Origin of the sequence: Luteibacter sp., assembly GCF_036499525.1 — a bacterium.
GTDB lineage: Bacteria > Pseudomonadota > Gammaproteobacteria > Xanthomonadales > Rhodanobacteraceae > Luteibacter.
In genome coordinates this window covers 40,059-63,473 of sequence record NZ_DASYDO010000022.1, presented here as the reverse complement: position 1 = coordinate 63,473, position 23,415 = coordinate 40,059, and the positions used below count along the sequence as shown (strand labels likewise).

Below are 23,415 nucleotides of genomic sequence, written 5' to 3'. Positions count from 1 at the left end.
CTTGAGTCTCAACACCCGCCCGCGGCAGCGGCATGGGTTTCGCACGCCGTTGCAGGTCTACACCGAGCTCCGCCAACTAAGCGAGGCCGATCCGGCTACGATGCACTGACTGTGTTGCGCGTGGACCTTGAAACCGCCTAGGTACTGACACTCGTCGTGTTTCTAGGCGTCTGGGTACGCCCGAAAAAGTTGGGCCATAGTAGGATGCCGTCAAAGTTTCTGGGCCGAATCTGTCGAAAGTCTATGCCAATCCCCGCCAACCTTTCTGGGCCATTAATTAAAACGGCCAATGGGTTTATGCCGGTCGCCAAGAAGTGCCAAGTAGGTTGTGCCGCGCCATCTGTGGAATCACGTTCGCGACGCTGCCGGGACCTCTGAGCCGGCCGCATACAGCGATCGCGCGAATTCGATTACGGCGACAGGATCGTCCGCCAAGGCGTCTGCCGGCGTACGAGCCGCTGATGAAATGTCGCGAATCAAGAGTGCGACCGTCACCGGATCCATGGCGCCATGGCCCTTACTGGCGCGACCTTGTAAGGACAGCTGCTCGTTAGGTTGGAAGAGCCAAGAGACCCGTGCCCAGCCTCGGCGCCATCTTGGCACGAGGCTGGTCCAGTCCGGCTTGGACGTTCGAGCAACTGGTCGCGATGCTATCAGGTGCGGGCTGTCGGGGCAGGCGATTGAGCCGCATCTGCCTTCATAGTAAGACGAACGCGTAACGACGCGGTTTGACGCAAAGTTCATCTCGACGCGCCCTTGTCCAAAACACGTGTCGGACGCGATGACCAGCGGCCTCACATAGATCATCGGGCTGCTATTTCGCAGACCTGTCATCTATTTCGGCGTATAGGGGAGGACGGCCAGAACATTCACGGCTCGGCATCTTCAATGGAAATCAGCTTGGCCCGTTTCACAGCAGAGACCGTACTCGTTACCGGCGCAGCTTCAGGCATCGGACGCGCCGCTGCCCGCCGGTTTTCCGACGAGGGCGCCAACGTCGTGATAGTCGACCTCGATCGCGCGGAGGCTGTCACGAACATGGTCCGCGCCGTCACCCTGCCGGTCGATGGTGGCTTGATGGCCTCTAATGGCCAGCCGCCGCAATAAGCTCTTGCCCAGGCCGAGGAACACGCAATGTCGGACGAGCTTGAAGACCGCGAACAGGACATCGACCTGTCCGACCAGGAGCGGGATGCGGTTAGCGACCGTTTGGCCGCGAGCGCGCGGGTCATCCATGAGGTCGTCCGCCGCCGCGGGGACGAGGAACTGGAGCGCCCGACGGGTTCGTTGATCTGGTCGGGGCTAGCGGGAGGTGTCGCGATCAGCACGTCGGTGCTCGGGCAGGCGCTGCTCGAAAGCAGATTGCCGCAAGCTACGTGGTCACCGTTGGTGACGAGCATCGGTTACACACTTGGCTTCGTCATTGTCATCCTCGGCAACCTCCAGCTTTTCACCGAAAGCACGCTGTCGGCTGTCCTCCCGGTCGCAACGCATCCCAGTTTCGGCAATCTCGGTCGATTGCTGCGGTTATGGAGCCTCGTGTTCGTAGCGAACATGGTGGGCACGCTCTTCATCGCCGGGCTCAACAACTATGGAGTTATCGGCTCGCCGGAGCAGCGCGATGCGATGCTGGCGCTTTCGCGCAAGCTGCTGGAACACGACTGGCTCGACACGGTGAAAGTCGCGATTCCTGCCGGATTCCTGATAGCGGCGGTGCCGTGGTTGCTCCCGTCGTCACGCGGGCAGCAGTTCCTCGTGGTGATCTTCCTTACATACTTCATCGCATTGGGCGGCTTCGCGCACGTGGTCGCCGGATCAGGCGAGGCGTGGCTGCTGGCGTTCGCCGGCGAAACGACGTTTGCCCATAGTGCCTTCGGGATTATCTTTCCTGCTCTGCTGGGGAACGTCATCGGCGGAACCGGACTGTTTGCGCTGCTCGCGCACGCTCAAGTCCAGCAGGAGATTTGAACGCGAGCGAAGAGACGAGCCATTGCCCGCTCCGCCCGGCCCCCGTCAAACGGCCTTCTGAGTGCTCTCCCAACTGACGCCACTCGCGTTTCAGGCCCGTCCATCCCTTCCGGGCCAACCCGCCGGGTATGGGTTGAAAGCCGCCCCTCTCGCTGTCGCGGAAGTCCTTCAGGCTGCTCTGTGCGGTCGCTTCACCGTAGAGCGAGTAACGATCATCCGCAGGCTAGCGAGCCCAACAAACTAGAGCAGCCGCCGGAAGTAGGCCAGCCCACGGAGTCCAATAACTTCGCCCGCATGAAGCGTAGTAGCAGAAGTCATGACATCAGCTTCCAAATGAGCCCACCAAGCATGCCGGTTACAGCGACGACCGACATTATTGACGCGAAAATCTGAAGCATGTAGATCAGCATCACCCTCCTCTGGGTTCTATCGCCATCCCAGGATCGGTTCAGCCAGCCGCTTAACGCGCACGCAAGGAAAAAGCTATACGCCGCAATCGAAAGAGGCGTAAGCGCGTAAATCGCTACGTTCCCCACCAAGCGTTCCAATGCCAATGTCAGGGCGATGAGCGAGACGCCTCCCACGCAGGTAGAAAGGTGCGCAATCCGCCACAACTCGGTTGGTGCCGTATCACCGTTACGCTTGGAAAGCCCATGCGGAAACCCGAGCAGGGTTCCCGCGCAAAAAAGGCCAATGCCAAGCCATAGAAACGTGTCGCCGGCATAGGAAGAAATTGTCATGTCAGGCCACCGACAGCTCGTGCGCCGATGGTTTCGAACGAAAGGCTCGATTCGGGGCAACCATGCAGCTGCTCCATGATGGGATACATTTTTTCGTGTGTGCGTTTTGGCACTCCGACGAACCTCGCAAATTTGTGTAATGAGATCGATCGATTCGGACATGAACGATTTCGAACAACCTCTCGCTCGCCGCTGCGATTTCCAATAGACGGGGCAATTCGGATTCAGGAAAGATCTGCTCGTATATCAGCGACAGTTCTTGGTCATAGGGGAGGAACCGGGTACCCTACCCGTTCCGCATTCTCATTGGCTCTTTGCGTGCTCGTAAGGGGCAATGGGCAACCGCGGCGAGGGCCCAGCAAGGAACGGCGCTCCATCCGACTAGCGATAGGCAGTAGCCTCCGCACCCGCAATAGTCTTCTGCACCTTGCCGTCCTTATCGAGGAAATTGATCACAGCAGTGCCATCGGCCGGCACTTTCATCTGAATGCGTGCCTTCCCTGCGCCGTCCATCATGGACAATGTGGCGGTTCCGTCATCGTCGCGGCCCACCCATATGCGCTGCTTGTTGTGCTCGTTTTCCCTACTATCCGTTACCGATAGACCCGCATAGTGATTGTCCTTGTCATCGACGCCAATCAGCTGGACCACCTGGTTTGCATTGTATCGATCGAATGACAAGGCGCCGCCCGCATCCACGACTTCGCCCTTGGCGTTGCGCTTGCCACCGAAGATGAGACCACCGTTCTCGGAACCTTCGTCGTTGTAGAAGATCATTCCCGCCTGGGGACGATCGACCTTAGGCTGCTCCTTTCCCTTGACAATCACACCGGGCATCCTGGCCCCATTCGTGATGATCATTCGCAGGGTGCCGTCGGCCTCGCGAACATTGATGCGCTGTACGTTGATCTCGTCGAACGAGGTGACAGGGCTCTTTGCGAAGCCGGAAAGCATTGTGACCACGAACACTGCGGTGAGAAGGCCGGAATAGACAACAAGGAAACGGTTGCCGGACATGGATATCCTCCCTGGATCGGTCGAGTCCCGGCAGCCTAGCTACCGCGCGCAAGGACTGTCCACCATGTCTCTTGGCAGGGTAGCTCAGCCCTCCTGCTGGGGCATAGCGCGCGATTCCTGTTCCACCAGGCCCCACCCCATAGCCAGCAACGATAAAACTGCCATAGGTCGTCGTGTGACGAGAAGAACCGACGCTGTCAGCGCCCCCGAGTACGGAGGCCTACGACGATCAGGTGACAGACGCATCACGGGCCGATTACCGCGCTCGCAGCCGCAGCGGAGATTCATCGTACTGACCACGATTACAAGGTTTCAGCGCCACCGCCTATACCGCATTACCACCCGCAAATCGCGCCACCTCGTCCAGCCGCTCCTGCGCCCGGCGTACGGCGCGGCCTTCTGGCACTTTCACCAGCCGGGATACGGTGACGTAGGCGCCCAGGAAGGCACAAGAGACCAGCAGGTTGAGAGCCACGAACCAGGGGCAGGCGGTCACCAGATCGATACCCAGCAGACCAAAGGCCCCAATGATCATGGGCACCCAAATGAAGCAACCCAATACACCGAACCAGCGACCTTCGCGGATCCGCCACGCGCGCAGCGCTGCCACGCGCTGCTGCAGCGCGAGCACCGGCTGAGCTTCGGATGTCCTGGCCACGAGCACAAGGTTCCGCGCCGCGGTGACGATCATGGCGATGCCGTATCCGTGCAGCAGCAGTCCCGCCACCAGCAGCCCAGCCGCATCCCGATGGTCCACCCAGAAAAAGCCCGTGACCATCGCTACCAGTACGCCGAACATCATCTGCAGGGCCTGCCCCCATGCCAGCGGCCGCAGTTCCGCATGCACCCCCGCCGCGGCCCCACGCGACGGCGCGATCAATTCCAGTGCCGCAACGCGACGATCAAGTTCAACCCAGCCAGCCTTCAGGTCATCAAGTTCCATGCCTTACCTCCTCGTCAGGTGCCGCGGCGGCCATCTGCCGGCGCAGGCGTTGTTTCAGGCGCGCGATGCGCGTGCCCACGTTCGTTTCGGAGAGCCCGAGCACGGAAGCGATCTCCCTGTACGGCAGCTCGTCCAGGTACAGCAGAGCCAGCGCGCGTTCCAGCGGTTCCAACGCCTCGATCGCACCGGCGAGGAGGGCCAGCCGCTCGTCCGGCTCGGCGATGGGCGAGCCGCCCTCCAGGCCATCGAGCGCCTCGGTGCCTACCATTGGAGGCTTGTCGCGTTCGCGGCGGGCATGCGAAAGCCCGACGTTCAGCGCCACCCGGTACAGCCAGGTCGCGAACGGCCTTGCCGGGTCGAAGCTGGCGAACGAGCGCCACACCTGCAGCGCGATGTCCTGGGCCAGGTCGCGGCGATCTTCCGCGTGGTATGCATAAACCGCCGCTACCTTGAACACGATGCGACGGTATTCGTGCAGTAGCGCATCACAGCGACGCCGGCGTTCCTCGTGGGCCATGCTCCCTCCTCTTTCCCTCATGATTCGCCGGAGGTGAAAAAAAATCACACGACGGCCGGATTCTCGCGGTCGGCGGCTGTCGCCCCACCGTCCCACGCCGATACACTGGCTCACCTCAACACTATGCGGGTGTCCGGCGTTGCGGATGCCACGGAGAATGTCATGAACCTGGAACAACGAGTTGAGCAACTGGAACGTCGCAGTCGGCGCCTTGTAGCCGTGAGCGCGACCCTCGGAAGATCACTCGGTTCGTACGGGCGATTTCGACGGAACTGTAGCCCTCCTCGCTCTCTGGTTCGGCGCGATGATCGACAGAGGTCTGCTGCTCCCCCTTGAGGCGGCAACGGCAACGCGCGCGAACCGCCACCCCGCCGGCCTCCGTCTCATTTCGCTATGACAGTACGACACGCTACGATTGATCGCCCGCGCGGCTCTCAGTGAGGACACTGCTCATGTCTCTTCCGAACGACCCCTGGCCTCCACTTTCCTATCCCGACTTCGCGGATACACATCACCTCCTCCACTTGGGCCTCCAGGCTATCGGCAAGTTAAAGCTGAAAGAACCGTTTCAGCCTCAGTGGTCGGGAATACCATTGTGGATCGGGTCGCGAGGATTGACGACGGGGCCAATCAGTTACGCCAGCGGGGCGTACGAAGTCAGTGTCGACTTGGTCTCGCACGAGACGATATGCGCCACCAGTTGGGGGAACTCTGGGCGCTTCAAACTGGCATCGATGAGCGTCGCGGAGTTCGTGGAGCGCATCTTTGACCTGCTCCACCAGGCGGGCATCGATGTTTCCATTAATTTGATGCCGCAAGAAATACCCAACCCGATTCCCTTTAACCAGGATAAAGCGCCCCGCTTCTATGACCCCATGATGGCTAACAGCTGGTGGAGAATCCTTCTGAGCACACAACGCGTGATGCAGGCATTCAGAGGGTTTTTCCAGGGCAAGACCCAGCCCGTTTGCCTCATGTGGGGAACGCTCGATATCCGGGATGTCTTTTATAGTGGCAAGCCTGCTTCGCCCGGGGCGAACACCGATTACATCCGTCGTAACGCGATGAATGCGGAACTCATCGAGATGGGCTGGTGGGATGGCAACGCCGCGTACCCACGGGCTGCGTTCTACTCCTTCACCTATCCTCAGCCTGCGGGAATCGAAGACGCAGAGGTGAGCCCGCCGAGCGCGCGGTGGAATCCTGACATGAGTGAATTCATTCTGGATTATGACGATCTTCGGAAATCGAAAGATCCCGACGGAGACCTTCTATCGTTCTTCCGGTCCACGTTCAAAGCAGGGTTCGAGCGCGCGAATTGGGATCCGGATCTTATGGGGAATGGACGGCCAGATTAGTCATCCCCCCACCGGGGCTAGGGCTTGAAATGGTGCACGTAACCCACGCTGAAACCGCCAGGAAGCCAGCCAACGACGAGCGGAGAGTTGCGGTGCGATGCCCAAATGCCGATACCTGTACCGATCGCGGCACCCACCAGCACGTCGCTCTGCCAATGTGCGTGCACCTTCATGCGGGCGACGGCATCATATGCGGGAAGCAAGGCCAAGGCGTAGACAGCCGGATGTTCGTCGCCATAGTTCACGATGAAAGGCGTCACCGCCGCGGACAAGGCCGCAACTTCGCCGCTGGGAAAGCTTTGCCCGTGATGGAAGAAGCGGTCGGGGTCGTCGGTTTGCGAGGGGCGCTCGCGCCCGAAGGCGTGCTTGAGCGCCTGCGTGCCCGCGCCGGTGACCACCATGGCATCCACTGAGCGCCAGAATGTGTCGCCGAGTTCGTCATGGTCTCCGAGTGCGAGTGCGCCGACTCCCACGGTAACGATGCTGCCGTAGATCAGCACCTTCTGATTACTGCGTTTCCAGATGCCGCTGTTGTCGTAAAGCAGGCGATGGTCGATGCCCAGTGGACCTCCACTGGCAGCGGCGGTACCCGCGAACAAAAAGATAAAGATGAAGATAAAGGCACGCATGAGACTTTCCATGGCAGCCCGACAGCGTCACCAACGTACGCCGATGCTCTTACGATTACCTTTGCTGGCGAGCGCTACCCAATCCGTCGCGCCTCCGGCCATAAGCTGGTACTAAGCAAATTGAAAGCATGAAGACCCCGACACTGGCAGACGTTCGCAAGCCGAATCGGGTCAGTGAGGCCGCGCGACCATCAATTCGAAGCCGCTTACTTGCCGCCCACCACCAGAGGCCTTCGCACCTACCAGGAATACCTCGTGTGTTTTTGGGTCCAAGGCCAGCGTGCGCGCGCTTTTCAGCGTCGGGGTCGCGCCCATGGACTTATAGTGGTCGGCGTCGACCTGCTTCACGACATAAAGCGCGCCAGCGCGGCTCGCACTAAAAAGCAGGTGCGTGATCGGATCGTATGCAACGGCATCCGGATCCTTGCCGATGGCGACCCGCTCCACCTGGTGCCCGTCGTATGCGTCGGTGACGATCAACCAGCCGTTTGCGCAGACCGAGAACAGCCGGCCCGCTTTGGCATCGAAAGCAAGGCCTGTGGGTTCTTCGCACGGTGCGAGGGGCCAGACATGTTGACGTCCGACCTCATCGAACGTCAGATAGTCTCAGCCGCCCGCGCCGCCGAGCGCGTACCGCTGCACGACTGCATAAGAGCTTGCCGATGCGGCAGCAGCGGATGCGCAGACAGATAAGCCGGCAGCCAACATCACCACCAACCCGGATATATTCCTCATGGGCATTGTCCCCTGTGTGTGGATAGTTGGCGCCGCAGCGGTCCATACGTGTGCCGCACTTAAGCATTGCACCCGCGACTTAGTACCACCTTAATTCAGCCGGACGGCATGTCTGAGAATATCGTCCTCAGGATGCGAGCAACTCATCCAGCTGCGCGAACTGCTCGGGCAGGCCGTCCGCCGAACCAGCGAGGGCTTCATCGCGGGCCGCTTCGGTGGGATAGAGCTCGTGCAGCGTGACCAGCGTCTTGCCGTCGTTTTCCTCGAACGTCACCGTGGTCACGGCGCCCTGCTCGCTTTCTTCGTTCGTCCATACGAGGCGCTTGTTCGGCGTTACCTCCTTGTACGTGCCGAAGAACGCCATGGGCTGATCGAAGGCCGGGTGGCGGAACACGAGCCGATACGAGCCCCCGGTGCGAATATCCATGTCGCACGAGAGAAGCGACAGGCCAGCCGATTTGGGAACCCACCAAACCTTGAACAGTTCGGGATTGCTCCATGCTTCGAAGACGATGTGCGCCGGGGCATCGAATGTTCGTGTCACGACGAGTTCGCGGTCGGACTTGCGTTCCACGGCGGTGTGGTTCGTGGTGCCGGTACTACCTTCGTTTTCTTTGGGCATCTACCTTCTCCTCGCGTTTCATGTGTTCGACAAGCTTGTCCAGCGCATCAAAGCGTGCGCTCCAAAGTTGGCGGTGCCGCTCTATCCAGGCCGCCTCTTCCTCCAACCGGCGCTGTCCGAGCCTGCAGGTGCGGACGCGCCCGACCTTCTCCGTGATCACTAGCCCCGCCTCTTCCAGGACACTGACGTGCTTCTTCATGCCCGTGAGGGTCATGTGAAACCTTTCGGCAAGATCGCTGATGGAGGCGTCTGAACTTCCAAGCTGCTCCAGCACGCCGCGCCGGGTGACATCGGAGAGTGCGGCGAAGGTAGTGTCAAGACGAGTTTGATAGTGAACCATGTGGTTCACTGTAGAGCAGGCGCGGACGATTTACAAGCGGATCCACTCACACAGTCGTAAACCGCGCGTAGTCTTTCCGATGTTCCAATGAACTCGCTGGCCACACCTACCCAAATGGCATTCATAACACTAGGATCGTCCGTTGATCGGACGCAAGGAAATAGGCAATGACGAAGCTGGCAAACGGGTTCCTGCTTGCGGCTCTGCTGACAAGCGTCGCCCACGCACAGACCAATGCGGGTGATCAGAAATCGGACCCCGACCTTCCTTTCACCATGAAGAAGGTGGCCAGCCTCGATCTGCCTTGGCGCATCGCGTTCCTGCCCGATGGCCGCATGCTGGTGACCGAGAAAGTCGGTCGCCTGCAGCTGGTGACGCCCCAGGGCGCCAAGACTGAGGTCAAGGGCGTGCCCGCCAGCTATTTCGAAGGCCAGAACGGCATGCTGGGCGTCTTTCTTTCGCCCCATTACGCCCGTGACCACAACGTGTACCTCACGTATGTCGCGCCCGGTGACTATGGCGGCGGCCTGGCCATGGGTCGGGGTCAACTCGTGTTGGACGGCGACCAGGCCCATCTGGAGGGCTTCCAGGTGCTGTGGCGTCAGATGCCCACGGGCAAGGGTGGCCAGGCCGGCGCCCAGATCGCCTTTTCACCGGACGGTAAGTACCTCTTCCTCACCGTGGGCGACCGGCAGCGGTTCACGCCCGCACAGGATCCCGACCAGCCGGTAGGCAAGATCCTGCGGCTGACGCTGGACGGCAAACCTGCGCCGGGGAATCCGTGGGCGGGAAAGGTCGGCGCTCGCACCATTCCTCTTATCGATCCGGCCGCCGATACCGAGGCAGCGAAAACGGCGCCCGTGGTCAGCACCTATACGTTCCCCGGACCCAACCTGACGCCGGCGGAAACCTGGAGCACCGGCCACCGCACGCCTTATGGTCTCGCCTTCGCTCCTGACGGTCGACTATGGGAACTCGAGCATGGCCCGCGCGGCGGCGACGAACTGAACCTGATCCAGCGTGGCAAGAACTACGGTTGGCCGCTGGTTTCGTACGGCGCCAACTATAACGGCGTGCCCATCTCAAGCCCCGATTCTCGGCCCGACCTCGCCAAGCCTGTGATCTATTGGGTGCCGGTGATCGCGCCGGGCAATATCATGTTCTACAAGGGCAGCCTGTTTCCGCACTGGAATGGCAGCGCCTTGATCAGCGGTCTGGTCAGTCTGGGAATCGTTCGCGTCACGTTTGACGGCAAGGGCGGCGCAACCGCGGTCCAGCGCTGGGACCTCCGCAAGCGCGTTCGCGATATCGAGGAGGCGCCGGACGGCTCGCTCTGGCTGTTAGAGGATGCCGAACCCGGCGGCCTGTTCCACCTCACACCGACGCCTGCAGGGCAGCACAGCGAGCCGCCCCGCTAAAGATGTGCCCGTACTGGCTTCCGTGGTGCCGGCGCTCGATCCAGTCAGGATGACCGAGCCGCCCTTGACCATCAAAGGCAGCGCCTTCTGGACCGTGAAGATCGAGCCTTTCACGTTGGTGTCGAAGATCTCGTCGATGTGCTTGGCGGTGATCTCACCGAGCGGAAGCTGGCTTCCCGCCCCGGCATTGGCGAAGACGATTTCGCCGCGGCGCGGCCGATGCCGGGCGAGTCGCGGCTGGTTGAACTCCTTGGGAAGCCCCCTGTGCCACCAGGGTGAGTCCGGCGCGGAACGCCGTGGCGCCACCATTGGAAGGATGGCGGATCTTCGCTGCATCCACGGCGATAGTTAGCAAAGCGTCGGCCGCCACGTTACCCACGGCGACCACCGTGACAGCCGGCAGCGCATCGATCAGTTTGCGCAACCAGAGGACTCCGACGGCTTTTTCCGGCTTGCTGGGCGGTCGGTTCGACAACGGATCGTCCGCGAAGGGATGCCACGGGAAGGCGCCCCACAAGAGAGTGGACTCGGCGAGGCCCTGGTCACGGAGCGCCCGCCACACGATGGTCGACGACGGCTCCCGCCATGGCAAACGGCGTGACGTCAGCCGGCCGTCGAGCTTCCCTACCCTGGGCACGCCCTCCTCGAGCAGCAGGGCTTCCGAGGTGAAGGGCGACCCGGTGACCCGCGTGCCCTGATAGCCGGGCGCCTCACCTACCAGCAGCAGCTTGGGGGCGGGCGCGGACAGGTGTCGCCGGAGGCGTTCGCGGCGCTTTTCTACCGCCGCCGGGTCGATATCGTCGCTGGAGACATCATTCCAGGGATCGAACACACGGGGCATGTCCGACGTCGGAGCGGAAAAGAAGTCGGCAAGGAACGCTTCGATCTTGGGATGCGCGTGCACGCTCTGGCTCCGGATTTCAGTGTGAATCCGACACCGGGCAACTGGGCGTGGATCAGTCGACCAATTTTAGCACCTGGACATCCAACGCCTACGCGCACCTGCGGATCGGTCAGTCGTGGACGCGCGGGTAGCTCACCAGGCCGTCGTCGCGGACCAGTCCCGCCGGAGTCAGCCGAGCCTCTTCAACGTGCCCCACGTCGAAAACATGCAAGACGTCGCGTCCCGAAGCCATGGCATAGTCGGCATAGTTGTGGTCGTCGACATACTCGTGTACCCAGCTGCCTGAAGGAACCGTGCCACCGGGCGGGACAATGTCAGGTGAAGCAGGCGACCGCCCTTGCCCACTAGTCGGCGCGGGTCGGGATGCGCGCCTGCGACATCTAAGGTCGTCCTGTCCCGGGTTGTATTCCCAATGTCGTGTCCCGATCCGCCAGGCGATTCACGAGAGGAATAATCGCCAGCGCCAGTACGCCGGCGATGCCGGCGACGATCCCGATGCTGCCAAGGCCCCATGTGGGAATAGCGATGCCGCCAAGCACCGCTCCGACTGCGATGCCGGCATTCGCAGCCGCCACATTCGTGGTGCCTGCCAGCGCTTGCGAATGCGTCACGGACTTCATGACCCGAACCTGGGAGACCGGGAAGAGCGCCGTATACGCGATACTCCAGGCTGCCAGCGCGAACAGGAACCCAAGCCGGGAGCCGGTCATGGCGAATGCCGCGAGCATTCCGACGATGAGCAGGGCCACGAATCCGCCGGTGGCCGCGAGTGGCGAGCGGTCGACGAGTTTCCCTCCCAGCGCGTTACCCACGAGTCCAATCGCACCGAAGCCCATGAGCCACCAACCGACCTGAGCCGACGGCACCGAAGCCAGGCGCTCGAGTACGTCTGCCAGGTACGTGTACGCGGTGAACATGGCAACGAATACCACGACGGACAGCGCGACATTGCCCAGGAAGAAGGGTTCGCGAAATATCGCCGCCTGGTCGCGAAGATGTATGCGCGGCGAGCGCTCGATCCGCGGCATGGTGGCGGCCAGTGTCATGGCCATCACGGCGCACAGAACTGCCAGCAGCCAGAACGCCGCCCGCCAGCCCAGCGCGTCGCCGATCAGGGTCCCGAGAGGAATACCGAACAACAGCGCGGCGGAGATGCCGAGGTAAACCCGCGACACCGCCTGCCCCGCCCGATCGGCGCCGGCGAGCTTCGCGGCTGTCTCGCTGGCCGTTCCCCAGAACACCGGAAGAGCCAGCGCCGGTACGAACCTCGCGATAGCCAATACCCACAGTGACGATGCGCTGGCTGCCAGCGCGTTAGCAAGGGCGAACACGACGAGAATGGCGACGAAGAGTCTCTTCCGGTCCACATGCGACAGTGCCGCCGTAAGCGGGGGCCCCGAGAGTGCGACGACCACGGCGAACAGTGTGACCAGCTGTCCCGCCGTCGAGATGGAGATGCCGAGGTCTCGCGCCAGCGCAGGCAGCAGGCCGACGATCAGGTACTCCGTGGTGACAATGAGGAAGGCAGCGACGGCGAGAATGACCACCGGTAACCGAGACGACAGATTTGACATCCCGCCATGCTAAGGTTTCCCCTGCTTCCTATTCCGGGAAGCTTTTCCGGCCTTTGCGGAACCAGATTCCCTAATCGAATGCAGCCTTCGGAGCGACTCAACGGCATTGGCGTTTTCGTCGCGGTTGCCGATGCCGGCAGTTTCACGGCGGCCGCCGAGCGCCTGCATCTCACCGCTTCCGCTGTGGGCAAGGCCATCGGGCGGCTGGAAGCGCGACTCGGCAAGCGCTTGTTCGCCCGGTCTACGCGGCGCGTAACGCTTACCGACGAGGGAGAAGCTTATCTGCGCGTTTGCCGCTCGGTACTCGGCGAACTGGAGGAAGCCGAGCAGGTGCTGCTCTACGGAAGCGATGCGCCCGTCGGAAAGTTGCGTATCGACCTTCCTGTGACCTTCGGTCGCCTCAAGGTGATGCCGGTACTGCTTCCCTTCCTGGTGCGCCATGCGGATCTGCGCCCGGTCATCAGCTTCACCGACCGGTTCGTCGACATCGTGGACGAAGGCATCGATGTTGGCATCCGCGTCGGACACCAGGAGGTGTGGCCGGAAGCCATCGGCCGCGCCTATCTTGGCAAGGAGCGCAAGGTGTTCTGCGCATCGCCGGATTACCTGGCGGCACACGGCGAACCGACCGACGCGATGGCCCTGCGAACCCATTCGGCCGTGCTCTACGGTAAATCCGACGCGACTCCGGCACCCTGGCTTATCGGGTACGGTACCGCGCCTGTGGAGCAGTTCCTTCCGGAGGCACGCCTGATCCTGGGTAATGCCGAAGCGCAGGTCGACGCGGCCATGGCAGGTGCCGGCGTCGCGCAGCTACCGACGTGGTTGATCGACGAGCACCTCCAGCGGGGAGAACTTCGCCACGTCCTGCCCGGGTTCGACATCGAGGGCTTGCCGGTGCATGTCACCTGGCCTCGCAGCCGCCGGTTGCTGGCGAAAGTAGATGCCACGGTGACGCACCTGGTGAACACCGTGCCCGGCCTGCTCTCGCGCCAGCTCACACAGCCAACGGCCGGGGGTTGAGCGGCAACCGGCGGTGGATGGCCGTCGCAGCGATCGCCGCATGGCCCACCGCCACGCTGATCTGATTGAGCCCGCTCACGACATCGCCGGCGGCGAACAGCCCGGGGACGCTGGTCTCCATCACGTCGCTAACCAGAAGCTTCCCATCGCCGTCGGTCGCCGGCTCGAGCGGCGCCGCGAGTTGCGTGGCCGGATCGGACCCGAGCACCGGGTATACGGTGTCCAGCTGTAACGCATCGCCATCGTCCAGCATGGCGGTGCATCCGCCGGACGAAAACCGCAGGTCGCTCACGCCCGCATGCACACCGACCCCTGCCGCTTCGGCGCGTGCCCGCTGCTCCGCGCTCGGCGACGCCCGCCCCGCCGCCAGCACATGGACATTCGCGGAAAACGTCCTGAGAAAGATGGCGTGCCCCAGGCCTTCTTCGATGGGTGCGTAAACGCCGATGGCCTCGTCACGCGCCTCGTAGCCGTCGCAGACGGCGCACAGGCGCAAGCTGCCGGCGGCGATGGCCTGCTCCACGCCGTCGACCGCAGGAAGCCGATCGACCACCCCGGTGGCCAGCAACACGCTACGCGCGCACCAGTCCTGGCTGTTACCCGTCGCGCGGAACAGATCGTCTTCCCGCGCGAGTTCTTCGGCCCGCGCGCGAACGATCGGCACCTGGTGACTCTCCGCCTGCGCCCGGAAACGCGCGAGTAGTTCGTTCCCCGCCACGCCGAAGGGAAATCCAGGACAGTTGTGGCTGGCGGGGATCCAGCGTGCACGTGACTGTCCGGCATCGACGACGAGGATCCTGCGGCGGTATCGTGCGAGATAGGTCGCCGCGGTGAGACCGGCCGGCCCGGCTCCTATGATGAGGCAGTCATAGACGTCGCTCACGATCCGATTCCCGCAAAGAGGGCATAGATAAGAGGGTATACGTCTAACCGCAGCGTCGGCCCCGTGAAATCCCGGTATCGGGATCAGGGCAAAAGCACCCACCGCCGCTGAAGCGGCTCCCCCGGATTCGGTGCCGATCAAGGCCCCGCAATATCTCGCGCCCTGACTACCGGCACATGCGCGGTCGCCTGCGGGCTTCCTATGGTCGGGCGTTTGCTCCTTCCTCCAGGGACCTCCCCCACATGCGCTACTCCCTTCCGCTGGGCATCTTCCTCGCGCTCAGCACCGTTGCCTGCTCGCCTTCGGCTCCGCCTGCACCGCCGCCGCTGACGGACTTCACCACCAACTCCGGCGCGCCCCTTACGCCTGAGCAGCAGGCCATCACTTTCGAGCACGCCGATCTGCATTTCCGCGTGCACCCGGAAGCACGCCGCCTCGAAGGCGATACCACCCTCACCTTCCAGTTGAAGGCGCCGCTCAAGCGCATGGTGCTCGACCTCGACCGCAACCTGCCGATCGACGCCGTGGAAGTCGATGGCCAGCGCCTGGCCTCGTCGGGCTATCGCAACACCGACGGGCACCTGGAAGTCGATCTTCCGCATCCCTTGAGCGCCGGCGCCAGGACGTCGATACGCGTGATCTACCACGGCCGGCCGCATACCGCGGTCAAGCCACCGTGGGATGGCGGCATGGTCTGGTCGACCACGCCGGACGGCCAGCCCTGGATCGCCACGGCGGTGGAAGGCGAAGGCTGCGACCTCTTCTGGCCGTGCATCGACCATCCCACCGGCCGGCCGAAGCTCGTGGATGAATACGTCACCGTGCCGGCGCCGCTGGTGGCGGTGGGTAATGGGGTGTCCATGGGCATGGAAGAAAAGGACGGCATGCGCACCTACCATTGGCGAGCCCACGAAGTGAGCACGTACGGCATCTCGCTGAACATCGGCCCTTACCGCGAGCTTTCGGGCACGTACAAGAGCCGCTTCGGCGACAGTTATCCGATGCGCTACTTCTACGTGGACGACGAGGCCAAGGCGAAAACGCTCTTCGCCGAGTTCCCGCACATGCTGGACTTCCTGGAAGGCACGATCGGCCCCTATCCGTTCCGCTCGGAAAAAATGGGCGTGGCCGAAACGCCGTACAAGGGCATGGAACACCAGACGATCAATGCGTATGGAAACAACTACGCGAAGACACCGTACGGCTATGACGACCTCCTGCAACATGAACTCTCCCACGAGTGGTTCGGCAACCAGGTGACCAATGCCAACTGGGACGACATGTGGATCCACGAGGCATTCGCGACCTACATGCAGCCCCTGTACGCGGAATCGATCGGCGGCAAGCAAGCCTATTTCGCCAGCCTCATGCGCCTGCGCAGCATCCTGTCCAACCACCACGCCATCGTGTCGGGCACGCCGCTGCGCGAAGAGGACGTCTATAACGACGAGCGCGGCGGCCCGGGCCAGGATATCTACAACAAGGGTGCGCTGATGCTGCACACCCTGCGCAACTACATCGGCGACGACGCCTTCTATCGCTCGGTGCGCCTGATGGTGTACGGCACCGAGAATCCGGTGCCGGGCAATTTCTCGCCGCGCTATGGCACCACGAAAGAATTCATCGACATCGTCGACAAGGTCACCGGCAAGGACATGCACTGGTTCTTCAACGTCTACCTGTACCAGGCGGCGTTGCCCGACCTTCAGGTGACACAGGAAGGACAGGTGCTGCACCTTGCCTGGTCGGTACCTGGAAAGGGTCCCTTCCCGCTCCCGGTGGACGTGAAGGCCGGCGACCGCGTGGTGACCCTGCCCATGACCGACGGTCATGGCGACGTCACGCTGCCGAACGAGAACGCCTTGTACGTGATCGATCCGGATTCGAAGCTCCTCCGTCGCGATGCCGGCATGGAGGCGTTCCGGGATTACATGGAGCAAAAGCGCAAGGCGCAGAAGAAAACCGGATAAGCGGCTTTGCTATAGGCAATGCCCGGTCGCCGCACCCGAGCTAGGGTGTGGCGACCGCTGGTGGGAGACTGACGCGCAGCTCGCGATAGGCACGCGCGAGTTCGACGAGCGAGAAATGCCGGTTCAGGCCGCTCGGATTCGGCAGGACCCACGCCTCGCTTCCGCCGAATGTTTCCGCTTGCCGTCCCCACGCGAAGTACGCGCGGCCGCTGTGTACGATCCAGGCCGGTTTACCCAGGAAGGCGACGACGTGCGGCCGTAACCGGCGAATTTTCGCTTCAAGGTCGCACAACCCGGCACGAAGCTCAGATACGTTTACCTCGGCGGCGGTTCGCGAGGCGCGCGGTACAGCCGTCGTGAGGCCATAACCGAATTCCAGCAAGCGAACATCCTCTGCAGGCGTCAGCTGCACGGGCGTGAAACCCGCCAGATGCAGCGCGGGCCAGAACCTGTTCCCTCGACCGGCAAAGTGCTGCCCTATGCCGGCCGCATGCTGGCCAGGATTGATGCCGCAGAAGACGGCCGACAAGCCCGGGGCCAGGATGTCCGGGAGTTTCATGACTTCGGCCGCGCGCGCGTGAACTCGCGGGCAATACCACGCAGGAGCATGCGACCGATGGCCGGATCGCCGTAGTGCCCCGTGATCTGCGCACGGACCACCAGTCCTTCCATGACGACCGCCACCGCTTCGGCGACCTGCCGCGGGCGCGATAACCCCAGGCGGCCCGCCAACTCCTCGACGTAGTTCGCGATATCGGTCTCGTGATCCGCGACGACGCGCGCGATCGGCTCCTCGCCGTGAGCGCGCTCCGCGACGGTATTGGCGAAAGTGCAGCCACGGAAACCAGACTGGGCAAACCAGGAGTCCATCACGTCGGCGATGACCTCGAGCCCTGCCCCCTTCTTCGCCAGGCGGGCTTCCACTTCGGTGCGAAACCAGCCGATCCATTCCATGCGCCGGTTTTCCAGGAACGCCACGATAAGGTCCCGCTTGGCGGGGAAATGGCGGTAGAACGACATCTTGGCCACGCCGGACTCGGCAATGATCCGGTCGATACCGGTGGCGCGGAGACCGTCGCTGTAGAAGAGGCGGTCCGCGGTATCAAGGATGCGCTGGCGGGCGGGAATGGGGGTATTCGTGGTCTGGGTCATGGAGTGGCTCCTCCTTTCGTCCATCTTGACATACAGACCTGTCTCCCTCAACTATATGGACATAGACAGACCTGTCTTCTCCAGTATCCCCTCGTGAACGCCACGACCCGCAGCACCCTCCTCGATTTCTTCGCCGAAACATCGTTCCTGAGCGCGGGAAACGCCTCTTACGTCGAGCTCCTGGCCGAGCAGCCCGCCTAGACCCTCTCGGCCTGGACAAGAGTGGTTCCTCCGCGGAACTCGACCATGATGCGCACGGTTTCAAGGATGCTGACCCTTGCGTATGTGCTGCTCGCCGGTGCGGGATCATCGATGGTCCTGCTGGTGCTTGGCGTCATCGTGCTCGACATCGGCGTGCAGTCCGGCCTGGTGTCCAACCAGACGCGCGCGTTCTCGGTCGACCCGAATGCACAGGGACGCATCAACAGCCTCCGCCGTTACGCCATCGAACCGGCCTGACGTCGGCGAGCCCGGAAAGCGGCGGGAACTGTCGTGGCGGGACCATCCGTCGATCGTAGGTCAGGCCTGGAACAAACCGAATTGCGCGCTCGTCAGGTGGGCGAAGCTGTCGTTCATGGGAGACAGGATGGCGTCGGCGACGGGCTGCAGCTGGTTCGACAGATAGTGCTCATAGTCGATCCGCGAAGCCAGTGCCTCGAGCGGCTCTGGGCCGTTAACGGTCATGACGTAACTGATCCACCCGCCGTTCTGGTAACGGCGGGGCCGACCGTGACGCGTGTTGAAGTCGTCGGCCACCCGTGCCGCGCGCACTTGCGGGGGCGTGTTGCGCTGGTAGTCGCTGAGCTTGCCGCGCAACCGCTTACGGTAGACCAGCAGGTCGTCCAGTTCGCCCGCCAACAGGCGCCGCGCATACGTCTTGACGAAGTCGGCATACGGTTGCTCCTTGAAGATGAGCAGGTAGAGTGCCTGCTGGAACTTCTGGGCCAGCGGCGTCCAGTCGGTGCGCACTGTCTCCAGGCCGCGATACACGACCTCTTCCGTGCCGTCTTCAGCCACCACCAGTCCGGCATAACGCTTCTTGCTGCCCTCCTCGCTGCCGCGGATGGTGGGCATGAAGAACCGTTGGTAGTGCGTGTCGAATTCGATCTCCAGGGCGCTTTCGAGCCCCATCGTGTCTGCGAGGTGGGCTCGCCACCAGCGGTTCGCCTTATCGACCAGTGCTTCGGCGATCGCCTCCGCCTCGGTTTCGCTGCGGCGTTGTTTGAGCCAGATGAAGATCGAATCGGTGTCGCCGTAGATCGCCTCATAGCCCTCGGCTTCCACGAGTTCCCGCGTGCGGCGCATGATCTCGTGGCCGCGCAAGGTAACGGCCGACACCAGCCGGGGGTCGAAGAAGCGGCAATCCCGTGCTCCTAGCACGCCGCAAAAGGAGTTCATCAACAGCTTGAGCGCTTGCGACAGCGGCTGGTTGCCGAGGCGCTTGGCCTCGTCGCGGCGCTTCCATAACTGCGTGACGATGGCCGGGAGGCAATGCTTCCCACGGGAGAAATAGCTGCCGTCGAAACCGGGCACGGACGCCGACGGCGACGGATCGAGCAGCCCCTCCACCAGGCCCACCGAATCGACCAGGTAAGTGCGGATGATCGATGGATACAGACTCTTGTAGTCGAGCACCAGGACGGAATCGTAGATGCCCGGGCGCGAATTCATGACAAATCCGCCGGGAAACGGCGCATTCGGAATATCGCCGACATTCGGGGCGACATAACCCGCTCGGTGCATGCGCGGCAGGTAGTGGTGGCTGAAGGCGGCGATGGATCCACCGAAGTGGTCCGCCGCCAGGCCCGTCACCTGCGCCCGCTCGAGCAGGAACTCGAACAGCTTCGCCTTGGCGAAGATCCGCGTCACCAGCTCGCAATCCTTCAGGTTGTAGCGGGCGAGCGCCACCTTGTCTTCGCGGAAGCGGCGGTCGATCTCCGCCATGCGGTGGTACGGATCGTCGATCGCCTTGCCCTCGCCAAGCATGGTCTGGGCGACGTACTCCAGGCTGAAGGACGGCGAGCTCCATTGCGCGGCGCGCAGCGCTTCGATGCCGTCGATCACGAGGCGCCCCGCGGTGGGGGCGAAGAGGAAGCCTTCGCGCGTGCCGTGCGCCCGCCATTCGATCGGCAGGCCACCGCGTGCCAGCAACAACGGCACGCGATGCGTGTCCGCATGCTTCTGCAACAGATTCAGGTCGAACTGCACGAGGTTCCACCCGATGATGGCGTCCGGATCGTGTGCCTCGAACCAGGCGTTCAGGCGGTGGATGATCTGCGCCGGTTCCGCGACGTACTCGAGATCGAAGTCCTCCGGTGTTTCCGCGCCCGGCGCCGCTTCGCCGAGCATGTACACCTGTCGCTGCCCGCAGCCTTCCAGCGCCACGGAATACAGGTCGCCATGCGCGCTGGTCTCGATGTCCAGGGACACCGCGCGCAGGTTGGGCCGGTAATCCGCGCGGGGCGTGAGCCTGGGATCGAGGATGCGGTCTTCCTCCGCCACGCCGCCTTCGACACTCACAGCGGCGGTGATGAAGCGCTCCATCATGTAGCGGTCGTGGGGGCGTACGTCCGCCTCGTACAACGGCACACCGCGCTCCCTCAGGCGCCGCTCGAGCAACACCATCTGCTTATGACCGCGCGTATAGACACCCAGCACGGGCTCCTGGGCAAAGGTCTTCAACGGCAACGGGCGCAGCTCCGCGGCCACGCCCCTCCGCGCCACGGTCTCGATCTCGGTGCGCTTAGACTCTCCGGCGAATGCCACCGACCGCTGTGCGGACACGATGACCTGCCTGGGACCCTCGTCGGTGGCCACCCAGAAATCAAGATCGGTACCGTGCCCCGTATCCCGCCAACGGCGGGTAAGGATGAAGCCCGGTCGGCTGAGAGAACTCATCTTAGGGAGATGGCGCGCGCGCCCTTGCCAGAACCAGCGGCAATGATACCTGCCAGATAAGTCTGAACGTGCCATTAGGAAAATGTGCACGCAACCCGCGTTGCCGTTAACAGTGTCATGACGATCCTGCCTTAATGCCGACACAATGGTGACGTTTACTTGACGCGTGTCGCAAAAACAGCATTCCTCGCTTTAAGGCACGTGGAGTGCCATCTATGCTGAAGCAGTGCATCGATCCCTATTCCCCATGCAACAGGGGATCGGTACTGGCGAAGGACATCGTGTTACACACGAACGGCGTCGGCACGGGCGGAACGTCAATCGCCTGCCGAAGAGCGTCCGCCTCATGACCCCAGTAACGCACCAGGCAGGTGCGAAAGACGCCTTGTCCCCATGGGCAGCGCGGTATGTTGTTGCGTAAAAATACCATGAAACCAGTTACTTGCATCGACCAAGGCTTCCCGGCCCATTCAGAATAACAGCGTTATAAACGTCTGGACGTCCATTCAGATTCGGGAAAGACGCAGCCGCATGACGACTAAGATTGATCTGGTTCATGACGACGACACTATCGATCTCAACGCGTTGTTCGGTACGTTGCTCGACCATAAGTGGCTCATCGTGGCCATCACCGGCATGTTCTTCGTGGCCGGCGTGCTCTATACGATGCTTGCCACGCCCATCTACCAGGCGACGGCTGTCGTGCAGGTGGAGCAGAAAACGCCGAGCCTTCCAGGGCTGAGCGATCTCACCCAGTCGCTGGGGACGACCGCGTCGCAAGCCACCACCGAGATCGCGCTGATAACTTCCCGCCTCGTCGTGGGCACGGCGGTAAAGGACCTGCATCTCGACGTGCAGGTGCAACCGCAGCGCCTGCCGCTGTTCGGCGACTATCTCTCGCGAGGCCATAAGCCGGGTCAACTCGCCCCGCCCCGCTTCGGGCTCAGCCGCTACGGCTGGGGCGGCGAGGTCGTGGACATCTTCAGGCTCGACCTGCCCGACACATTGATGGGAAAGAAGCTCGAACTTCGCGCGGAAGACGGCAACAGGTACGCCCTGTACGACAACAACGACAAGCGCATCCTCGAAGGGTCGGCAGGCCAGTTGGTGCATGGGGCCGGCGCGACCATGCAGGTGAAGCAGCTCATCGCCAACCCCGGCACCCGCTTCGACGTGGTGGTGCAGCCGAGCCTCAGCACCATCGGCAAATTGCAGGGCGACGTGATGGCCCTGGAGCAAGGCAACGACTCGGGCATCATCGGGCTCACCTATAACAACGCCGATCCCGACCTGGCACAGCAGGTGCTCGCGCACATCACGTCGGCCTATGTACGCCAGAACGTGGAGCGCAATTCAGCGGAGGCCGCCAGCCAGCTGCAGTTCGTGAAGGACCAACTACCCAAGGTGCGCCAGGAACTGGACAGGGCCCAGGCGGCCATGAACGACTTCCAGACGAAGGCGCACTCAATCGATCTCAGCATGCAGACCAAGGGCCTGCTCGACCAGATCGTGGCGGTGGAAAACAGCATCCAGCAGCTGCACCTCCAGGAAGCGGACATCGAACGCCGGTTCACCCACGACCATCCAGCGTACAAGGCGCTGCAGCAGCAGATGGGCCAGCTCCAGGCGCAGAAGGACAAGATGCAGAAAGAGGTGGGCGATCTGCCGGACACCCAGCAGCAGCTTCTCAAGCTCAATCGCGATGTCCAGGTCAGCAGCACCACGTACACCAGCCTGCTCAACCAGGCACAGCAGCTGGACATCGCCCGCGCGGGCACGGTGGGCAACGTCCGGATCGTGGACACGGCGGCGGTGGACAAGACCCAGCCGGTGCAGCCGCGCAAGGCCCTGGTTGTCATCGTGGCAACCTTCCTCGGCGGCTTCCTCGCGCTGGCCTTCGTGTTCCTCAAGCAGGTTCTCAATCGCGGTATCGAAGACCCGGCGGCCATCGAAGACCTTGGCCTCCCGGTGTATGCATCGGTTCCGCTGGGTTCGGGACCCGGCGTCCGCGCGCCGAAGAACCGCCACGGCAAACCTGGCCGCGGCCCCTTGCTGGCGATCGGCTCTCCGTCCGATCTCGCGATCGAAGCCATCCGCAGCCTGCGCACCAGCCTGCATTTCGCCCGGCTCGAGGCAAAGAACAACATCCTCATGATCACGGGCTCCAGCCCGTTCGCGGGCAAGACCTTCGTCTCGGCCAACCTGGCGGCGGTGATCGCGCAGGCGGGCCAGCGCGTGTTGCTCGTGGATGGCGACATGCGCCGCGGCACGTTGCACCAGGTGCTGGGGATCAAGCCCAGGCTAGGACTGTCGGACCTGCTCGTGGGCGGAGCGGAATTAGCCGACGTGGTGCAGTCGGGTCCGATTCCGAACGTGTCCTTCGTGAGCCGCGGGCGGGTGCCACCCAATCCTTCCGAACTGCTGATGCACGAGAACTTCAGCCGGTTCATCGCCGCCGTGGTGCCGTCTTACGACCTGATCATCATCGATACGCCGCCGATCCTCGCCGTGACGGATGCCGCGGTGATCGGTCACCACGCTGGCACGAGCCTTCTCGTGGCTCGCTTCGGACTGAACAAGGTACGTGAGCTGGCCCTGGCGAAACAACGTTTCGAACACAACGGCGTGGAACTGAAGGGCGCGATCTTCAACGCCGTCGAACACCGCACGTCCGGTTACTCCACGTACGCCTACTACAAGTACAAGGCCGACCCGGCCTGAACC

At 62.7% G+C, this 23,415-nt stretch carries 22 protein-coding genes and 1 pseudogene; 8 read left to right on the top strand and 15 right to left on the bottom strand.

The window, feature by feature from the left end:
- Positions 1 to 888: 888 nt before the first annotated feature.
- Both VGM71_RS04645 and VGM71_RS04640 read left to right on the top strand, forming a co-directional pair.
- Positions 889 to 1,107 carry an SDR family NAD(P)-dependent oxidoreductase gene (locus VGM71_RS04645; RefSeq protein ID WP_331542649.1) on the top strand — a complete coding sequence of 73 codons (219 nt, stop codon included), beginning with the start codon at positions 889 to 891 and terminating at the stop codon, positions 1,105 to 1,107.
- A gap of 27 nt (positions 1,108 to 1,134) precedes the next feature.
- Positions 1,135 to 1,968 carry a formate/nitrite transporter family protein gene (locus tag VGM71_RS04640; RefSeq protein ID WP_331542648.1) on the top strand — a complete coding sequence of 278 codons (834 nt, stop codon included), beginning with the start codon at positions 1,135 to 1,137 and terminating at the stop codon, positions 1,966 to 1,968.
- A 314-nt stretch (positions 1,969 to 2,282) separates the two neighbouring features.
- Here the strand turns inward: VGM71_RS04640 and VGM71_RS04635 are convergent, their stop codons facing one another.
- From VGM71_RS04635 to VGM71_RS04620, 4 genes are all read right to left on the bottom strand, one after another.
- Positions 2,283 to 2,708 carry a hypothetical protein gene (locus VGM71_RS04635; RefSeq protein WP_331542647.1) on the bottom strand — a complete coding sequence of 142 codons (426 nt, stop codon included), beginning with the start codon at positions 2,706 to 2,708 and terminating at the stop codon, positions 2,283 to 2,285.
- A gap of 381 nt (positions 2,709 to 3,089) precedes the next feature.
- Positions 3,090 to 3,725, bottom strand: a complete 636-nt coding sequence (locus VGM71_RS04630; RefSeq protein ID WP_331542646.1) for a hypothetical protein — start codon at positions 3,723 to 3,725, stop codon at positions 3,090 to 3,092.
- Between the two features lie 325 nt (positions 3,726 to 4,050).
- Positions 4,051 to 4,668 carry a hypothetical protein gene (locus tag VGM71_RS04625; RefSeq protein WP_331542645.1) on the bottom strand — a complete coding sequence of 206 codons (618 nt, stop codon included), beginning with the start codon at positions 4,666 to 4,668 and terminating at the stop codon, positions 4,051 to 4,053.
- The gene (locus tag VGM71_RS04620) at positions 4,658 to 5,185 is read right to left on the bottom strand and encodes a sigma-70 family RNA polymerase sigma factor (RefSeq protein WP_331542644.1); all 528 of its coding nucleotides are present in this window, start codon (positions 5,183 to 5,185) and stop codon (positions 4,658 to 4,660) included. Before VGM71_RS04620 ends, VGM71_RS04625 begins: the two co-directional genes overlap by 11 nt.
- A gap of 452 nt (positions 5,186 to 5,637) precedes the next feature.
- On the opposite strand from VGM71_RS04620, the gene VGM71_RS04615 reads away from it, so the two are divergent.
- Positions 5,638 to 6,543 (top strand): DUF5996 family protein, encoded by a 906-nt coding sequence (locus VGM71_RS04615; protein ID WP_331542643.1) that lies wholly within the window; start codon positions 5,638 to 5,640, stop codon positions 6,541 to 6,543.
- 17 nt (positions 6,544 to 6,560) lie between these two features.
- On the opposite strand, the gene VGM71_RS04610 is transcribed toward VGM71_RS04615, so the two are convergent.
- The 4 genes from VGM71_RS04610 to VGM71_RS04595 form a co-directional block, all read right to left on the bottom strand.
- Positions 6,561 to 7,172 (bottom strand): phosphatase PAP2 family protein, encoded by a 612-nt coding sequence (locus VGM71_RS04610; protein WP_331542642.1) that lies wholly within the window; start codon positions 7,170 to 7,172, stop codon positions 6,561 to 6,563.
- 171 nt (positions 7,173 to 7,343) lie between these two features.
- On the bottom strand, positions 7,344 to 7,652 hold the full coding sequence (locus VGM71_RS04605) for a hypothetical protein (protein WP_331542641.1): 309 nt from the start codon (positions 7,650 to 7,652) through the stop codon (positions 7,344 to 7,346).
- A gap of 382 nt (positions 7,653 to 8,034) precedes the next feature.
- The gene (locus VGM71_RS04600; protein WP_331542640.1) at positions 8,035 to 8,529 is read right to left on the bottom strand and encodes an SRPBCC family protein; all 495 of its coding nucleotides are present in this window, start codon (positions 8,527 to 8,529) and stop codon (positions 8,035 to 8,037) included.
- Complete coding sequence (locus VGM71_RS04595; protein WP_331542639.1) at positions 8,507 to 8,869, bottom strand: metalloregulator ArsR/SmtB family transcription factor; 363 nt, start codon at positions 8,867 to 8,869, stop codon at positions 8,507 to 8,509. Before VGM71_RS04595 ends, VGM71_RS04600 begins: the two co-directional genes overlap by 23 nt.
- 167 nt (positions 8,870 to 9,036) lie before the next feature.
- Between VGM71_RS04595 and VGM71_RS04590 the strand changes: the two genes are divergently transcribed.
- Entirely contained in the window at positions 9,037 to 10,287 is a 1,251-nt protein-coding gene (locus VGM71_RS04590; RefSeq protein WP_331542638.1) for a PQQ-dependent sugar dehydrogenase, read from the top strand.
- An 11-nt stretch (positions 10,288 to 10,298) separates the two neighbouring features.
- On the opposite strand, the pseudogene VGM71_RS04585 reads toward VGM71_RS04590, so the two are convergent.
- From VGM71_RS04585 to VGM71_RS04575, 3 genes and pseudogenes are all read right to left on the bottom strand, one after another.
- A pseudogene (locus VGM71_RS04585) lies at positions 10,299 to 10,491 on the bottom strand (SDR family NAD(P)-dependent oxidoreductase); the annotation flags it as partial.
- Complete coding sequence (locus tag VGM71_RS04580) at positions 10,442 to 11,128, bottom strand: uracil-DNA glycosylase (protein ID WP_331542651.1); 687 nt, start codon at positions 11,126 to 11,128, stop codon at positions 10,442 to 10,444. The pseudogene VGM71_RS04585 and the gene VGM71_RS04580, both read right to left, overlap by 50 nt.
- A 443-nt stretch (positions 11,129 to 11,571) precedes the next feature.
- Entirely contained in the window at positions 11,572 to 12,765 is a 1,194-nt protein-coding gene (locus tag VGM71_RS04575) for an MFS transporter (RefSeq protein ID WP_331542637.1), read from the bottom strand.
- 78 nt (positions 12,766 to 12,843) lie between these two features.
- On the opposite strand from VGM71_RS04575, the gene VGM71_RS04570 reads away from it, so the two are divergent.
- Complete coding sequence (locus VGM71_RS04570; protein WP_331542636.1) at positions 12,844 to 13,788, top strand: LysR family transcriptional regulator; 945 nt, start codon at positions 12,844 to 12,846, stop codon at positions 13,786 to 13,788.
- On the opposite strand, the gene VGM71_RS04565 is transcribed toward VGM71_RS04570, so the two are convergent.
- A complete protein-coding gene (locus tag VGM71_RS04565; protein ID WP_331542635.1) occupies positions 13,763 to 14,671 on the bottom strand; it encodes an NAD(P)/FAD-dependent oxidoreductase in 909 nt (302 codons plus the stop codon). The genes VGM71_RS04570 and VGM71_RS04565 overlap by 26 nt on opposite strands.
- Before the next feature lie 242 nt (positions 14,672 to 14,913).
- On the opposite strand from VGM71_RS04565, the gene VGM71_RS04560 reads away from it, so the two are divergent.
- The gene (locus tag VGM71_RS04560; protein WP_331542634.1) at positions 14,914 to 16,641 is read left to right on the top strand and encodes a M1 family metallopeptidase; all 1,728 of its coding nucleotides are present in this window, start codon (positions 14,914 to 14,916) and stop codon (positions 16,639 to 16,641) included.
- 40 nt (positions 16,642 to 16,681) lie between these two features.
- Here VGM71_RS04560 and mug read toward each other — a convergent pair whose 3' ends face one another.
- Both mug and VGM71_RS04550 read right to left on the bottom strand, forming a co-directional pair.
- Positions 16,682 to 17,200, bottom strand: coding sequence for a G/U mismatch-specific DNA glycosylase (gene mug, locus VGM71_RS04555; RefSeq protein ID WP_331542633.1), 519 nt, complete (start codon positions 17,198 to 17,200; stop codon positions 16,682 to 16,684).
- Positions 17,197 to 17,793 carry a TetR/AcrR family transcriptional regulator gene (locus tag VGM71_RS04550; RefSeq protein WP_331542632.1) on the bottom strand — a complete coding sequence of 199 codons (597 nt, stop codon included), beginning with the start codon at positions 17,791 to 17,793 and terminating at the stop codon, positions 17,197 to 17,199. The genes mug and VGM71_RS04550 overlap by 4 nt, the downstream gene beginning before the upstream one ends.
- Before the next feature lie 267 nt (positions 17,794 to 18,060).
- Between VGM71_RS04550 and VGM71_RS04545 the strand changes: the two genes are divergently transcribed.
- Positions 18,061 to 18,252, top strand: coding sequence for a hypothetical protein (locus VGM71_RS04545; RefSeq protein WP_331542631.1), 192 nt, complete (start codon positions 18,061 to 18,063; stop codon positions 18,250 to 18,252).
- A gap of 60 nt (positions 18,253 to 18,312) precedes the next feature.
- Here VGM71_RS04545 and VGM71_RS04540 read toward each other — a convergent pair whose 3' ends face one another.
- A complete protein-coding gene (locus tag VGM71_RS04540) occupies positions 18,313 to 20,691 on the bottom strand; it encodes a DNA polymerase II (protein WP_331542630.1) in 2,379 nt (792 codons plus the stop codon).
- A gap of 531 nt (positions 20,692 to 21,222) precedes the next feature.
- Between VGM71_RS04540 and VGM71_RS04535 the strand changes: the two genes are divergently transcribed.
- Complete coding sequence (locus VGM71_RS04535) at positions 21,223 to 23,412, top strand: polysaccharide biosynthesis tyrosine autokinase (RefSeq protein ID WP_331542629.1); 2,190 nt, start codon at positions 21,223 to 21,225, stop codon at positions 23,410 to 23,412.
- The last annotated feature ends 3 nt before the right edge of the window (positions 23,413 to 23,415 follow it).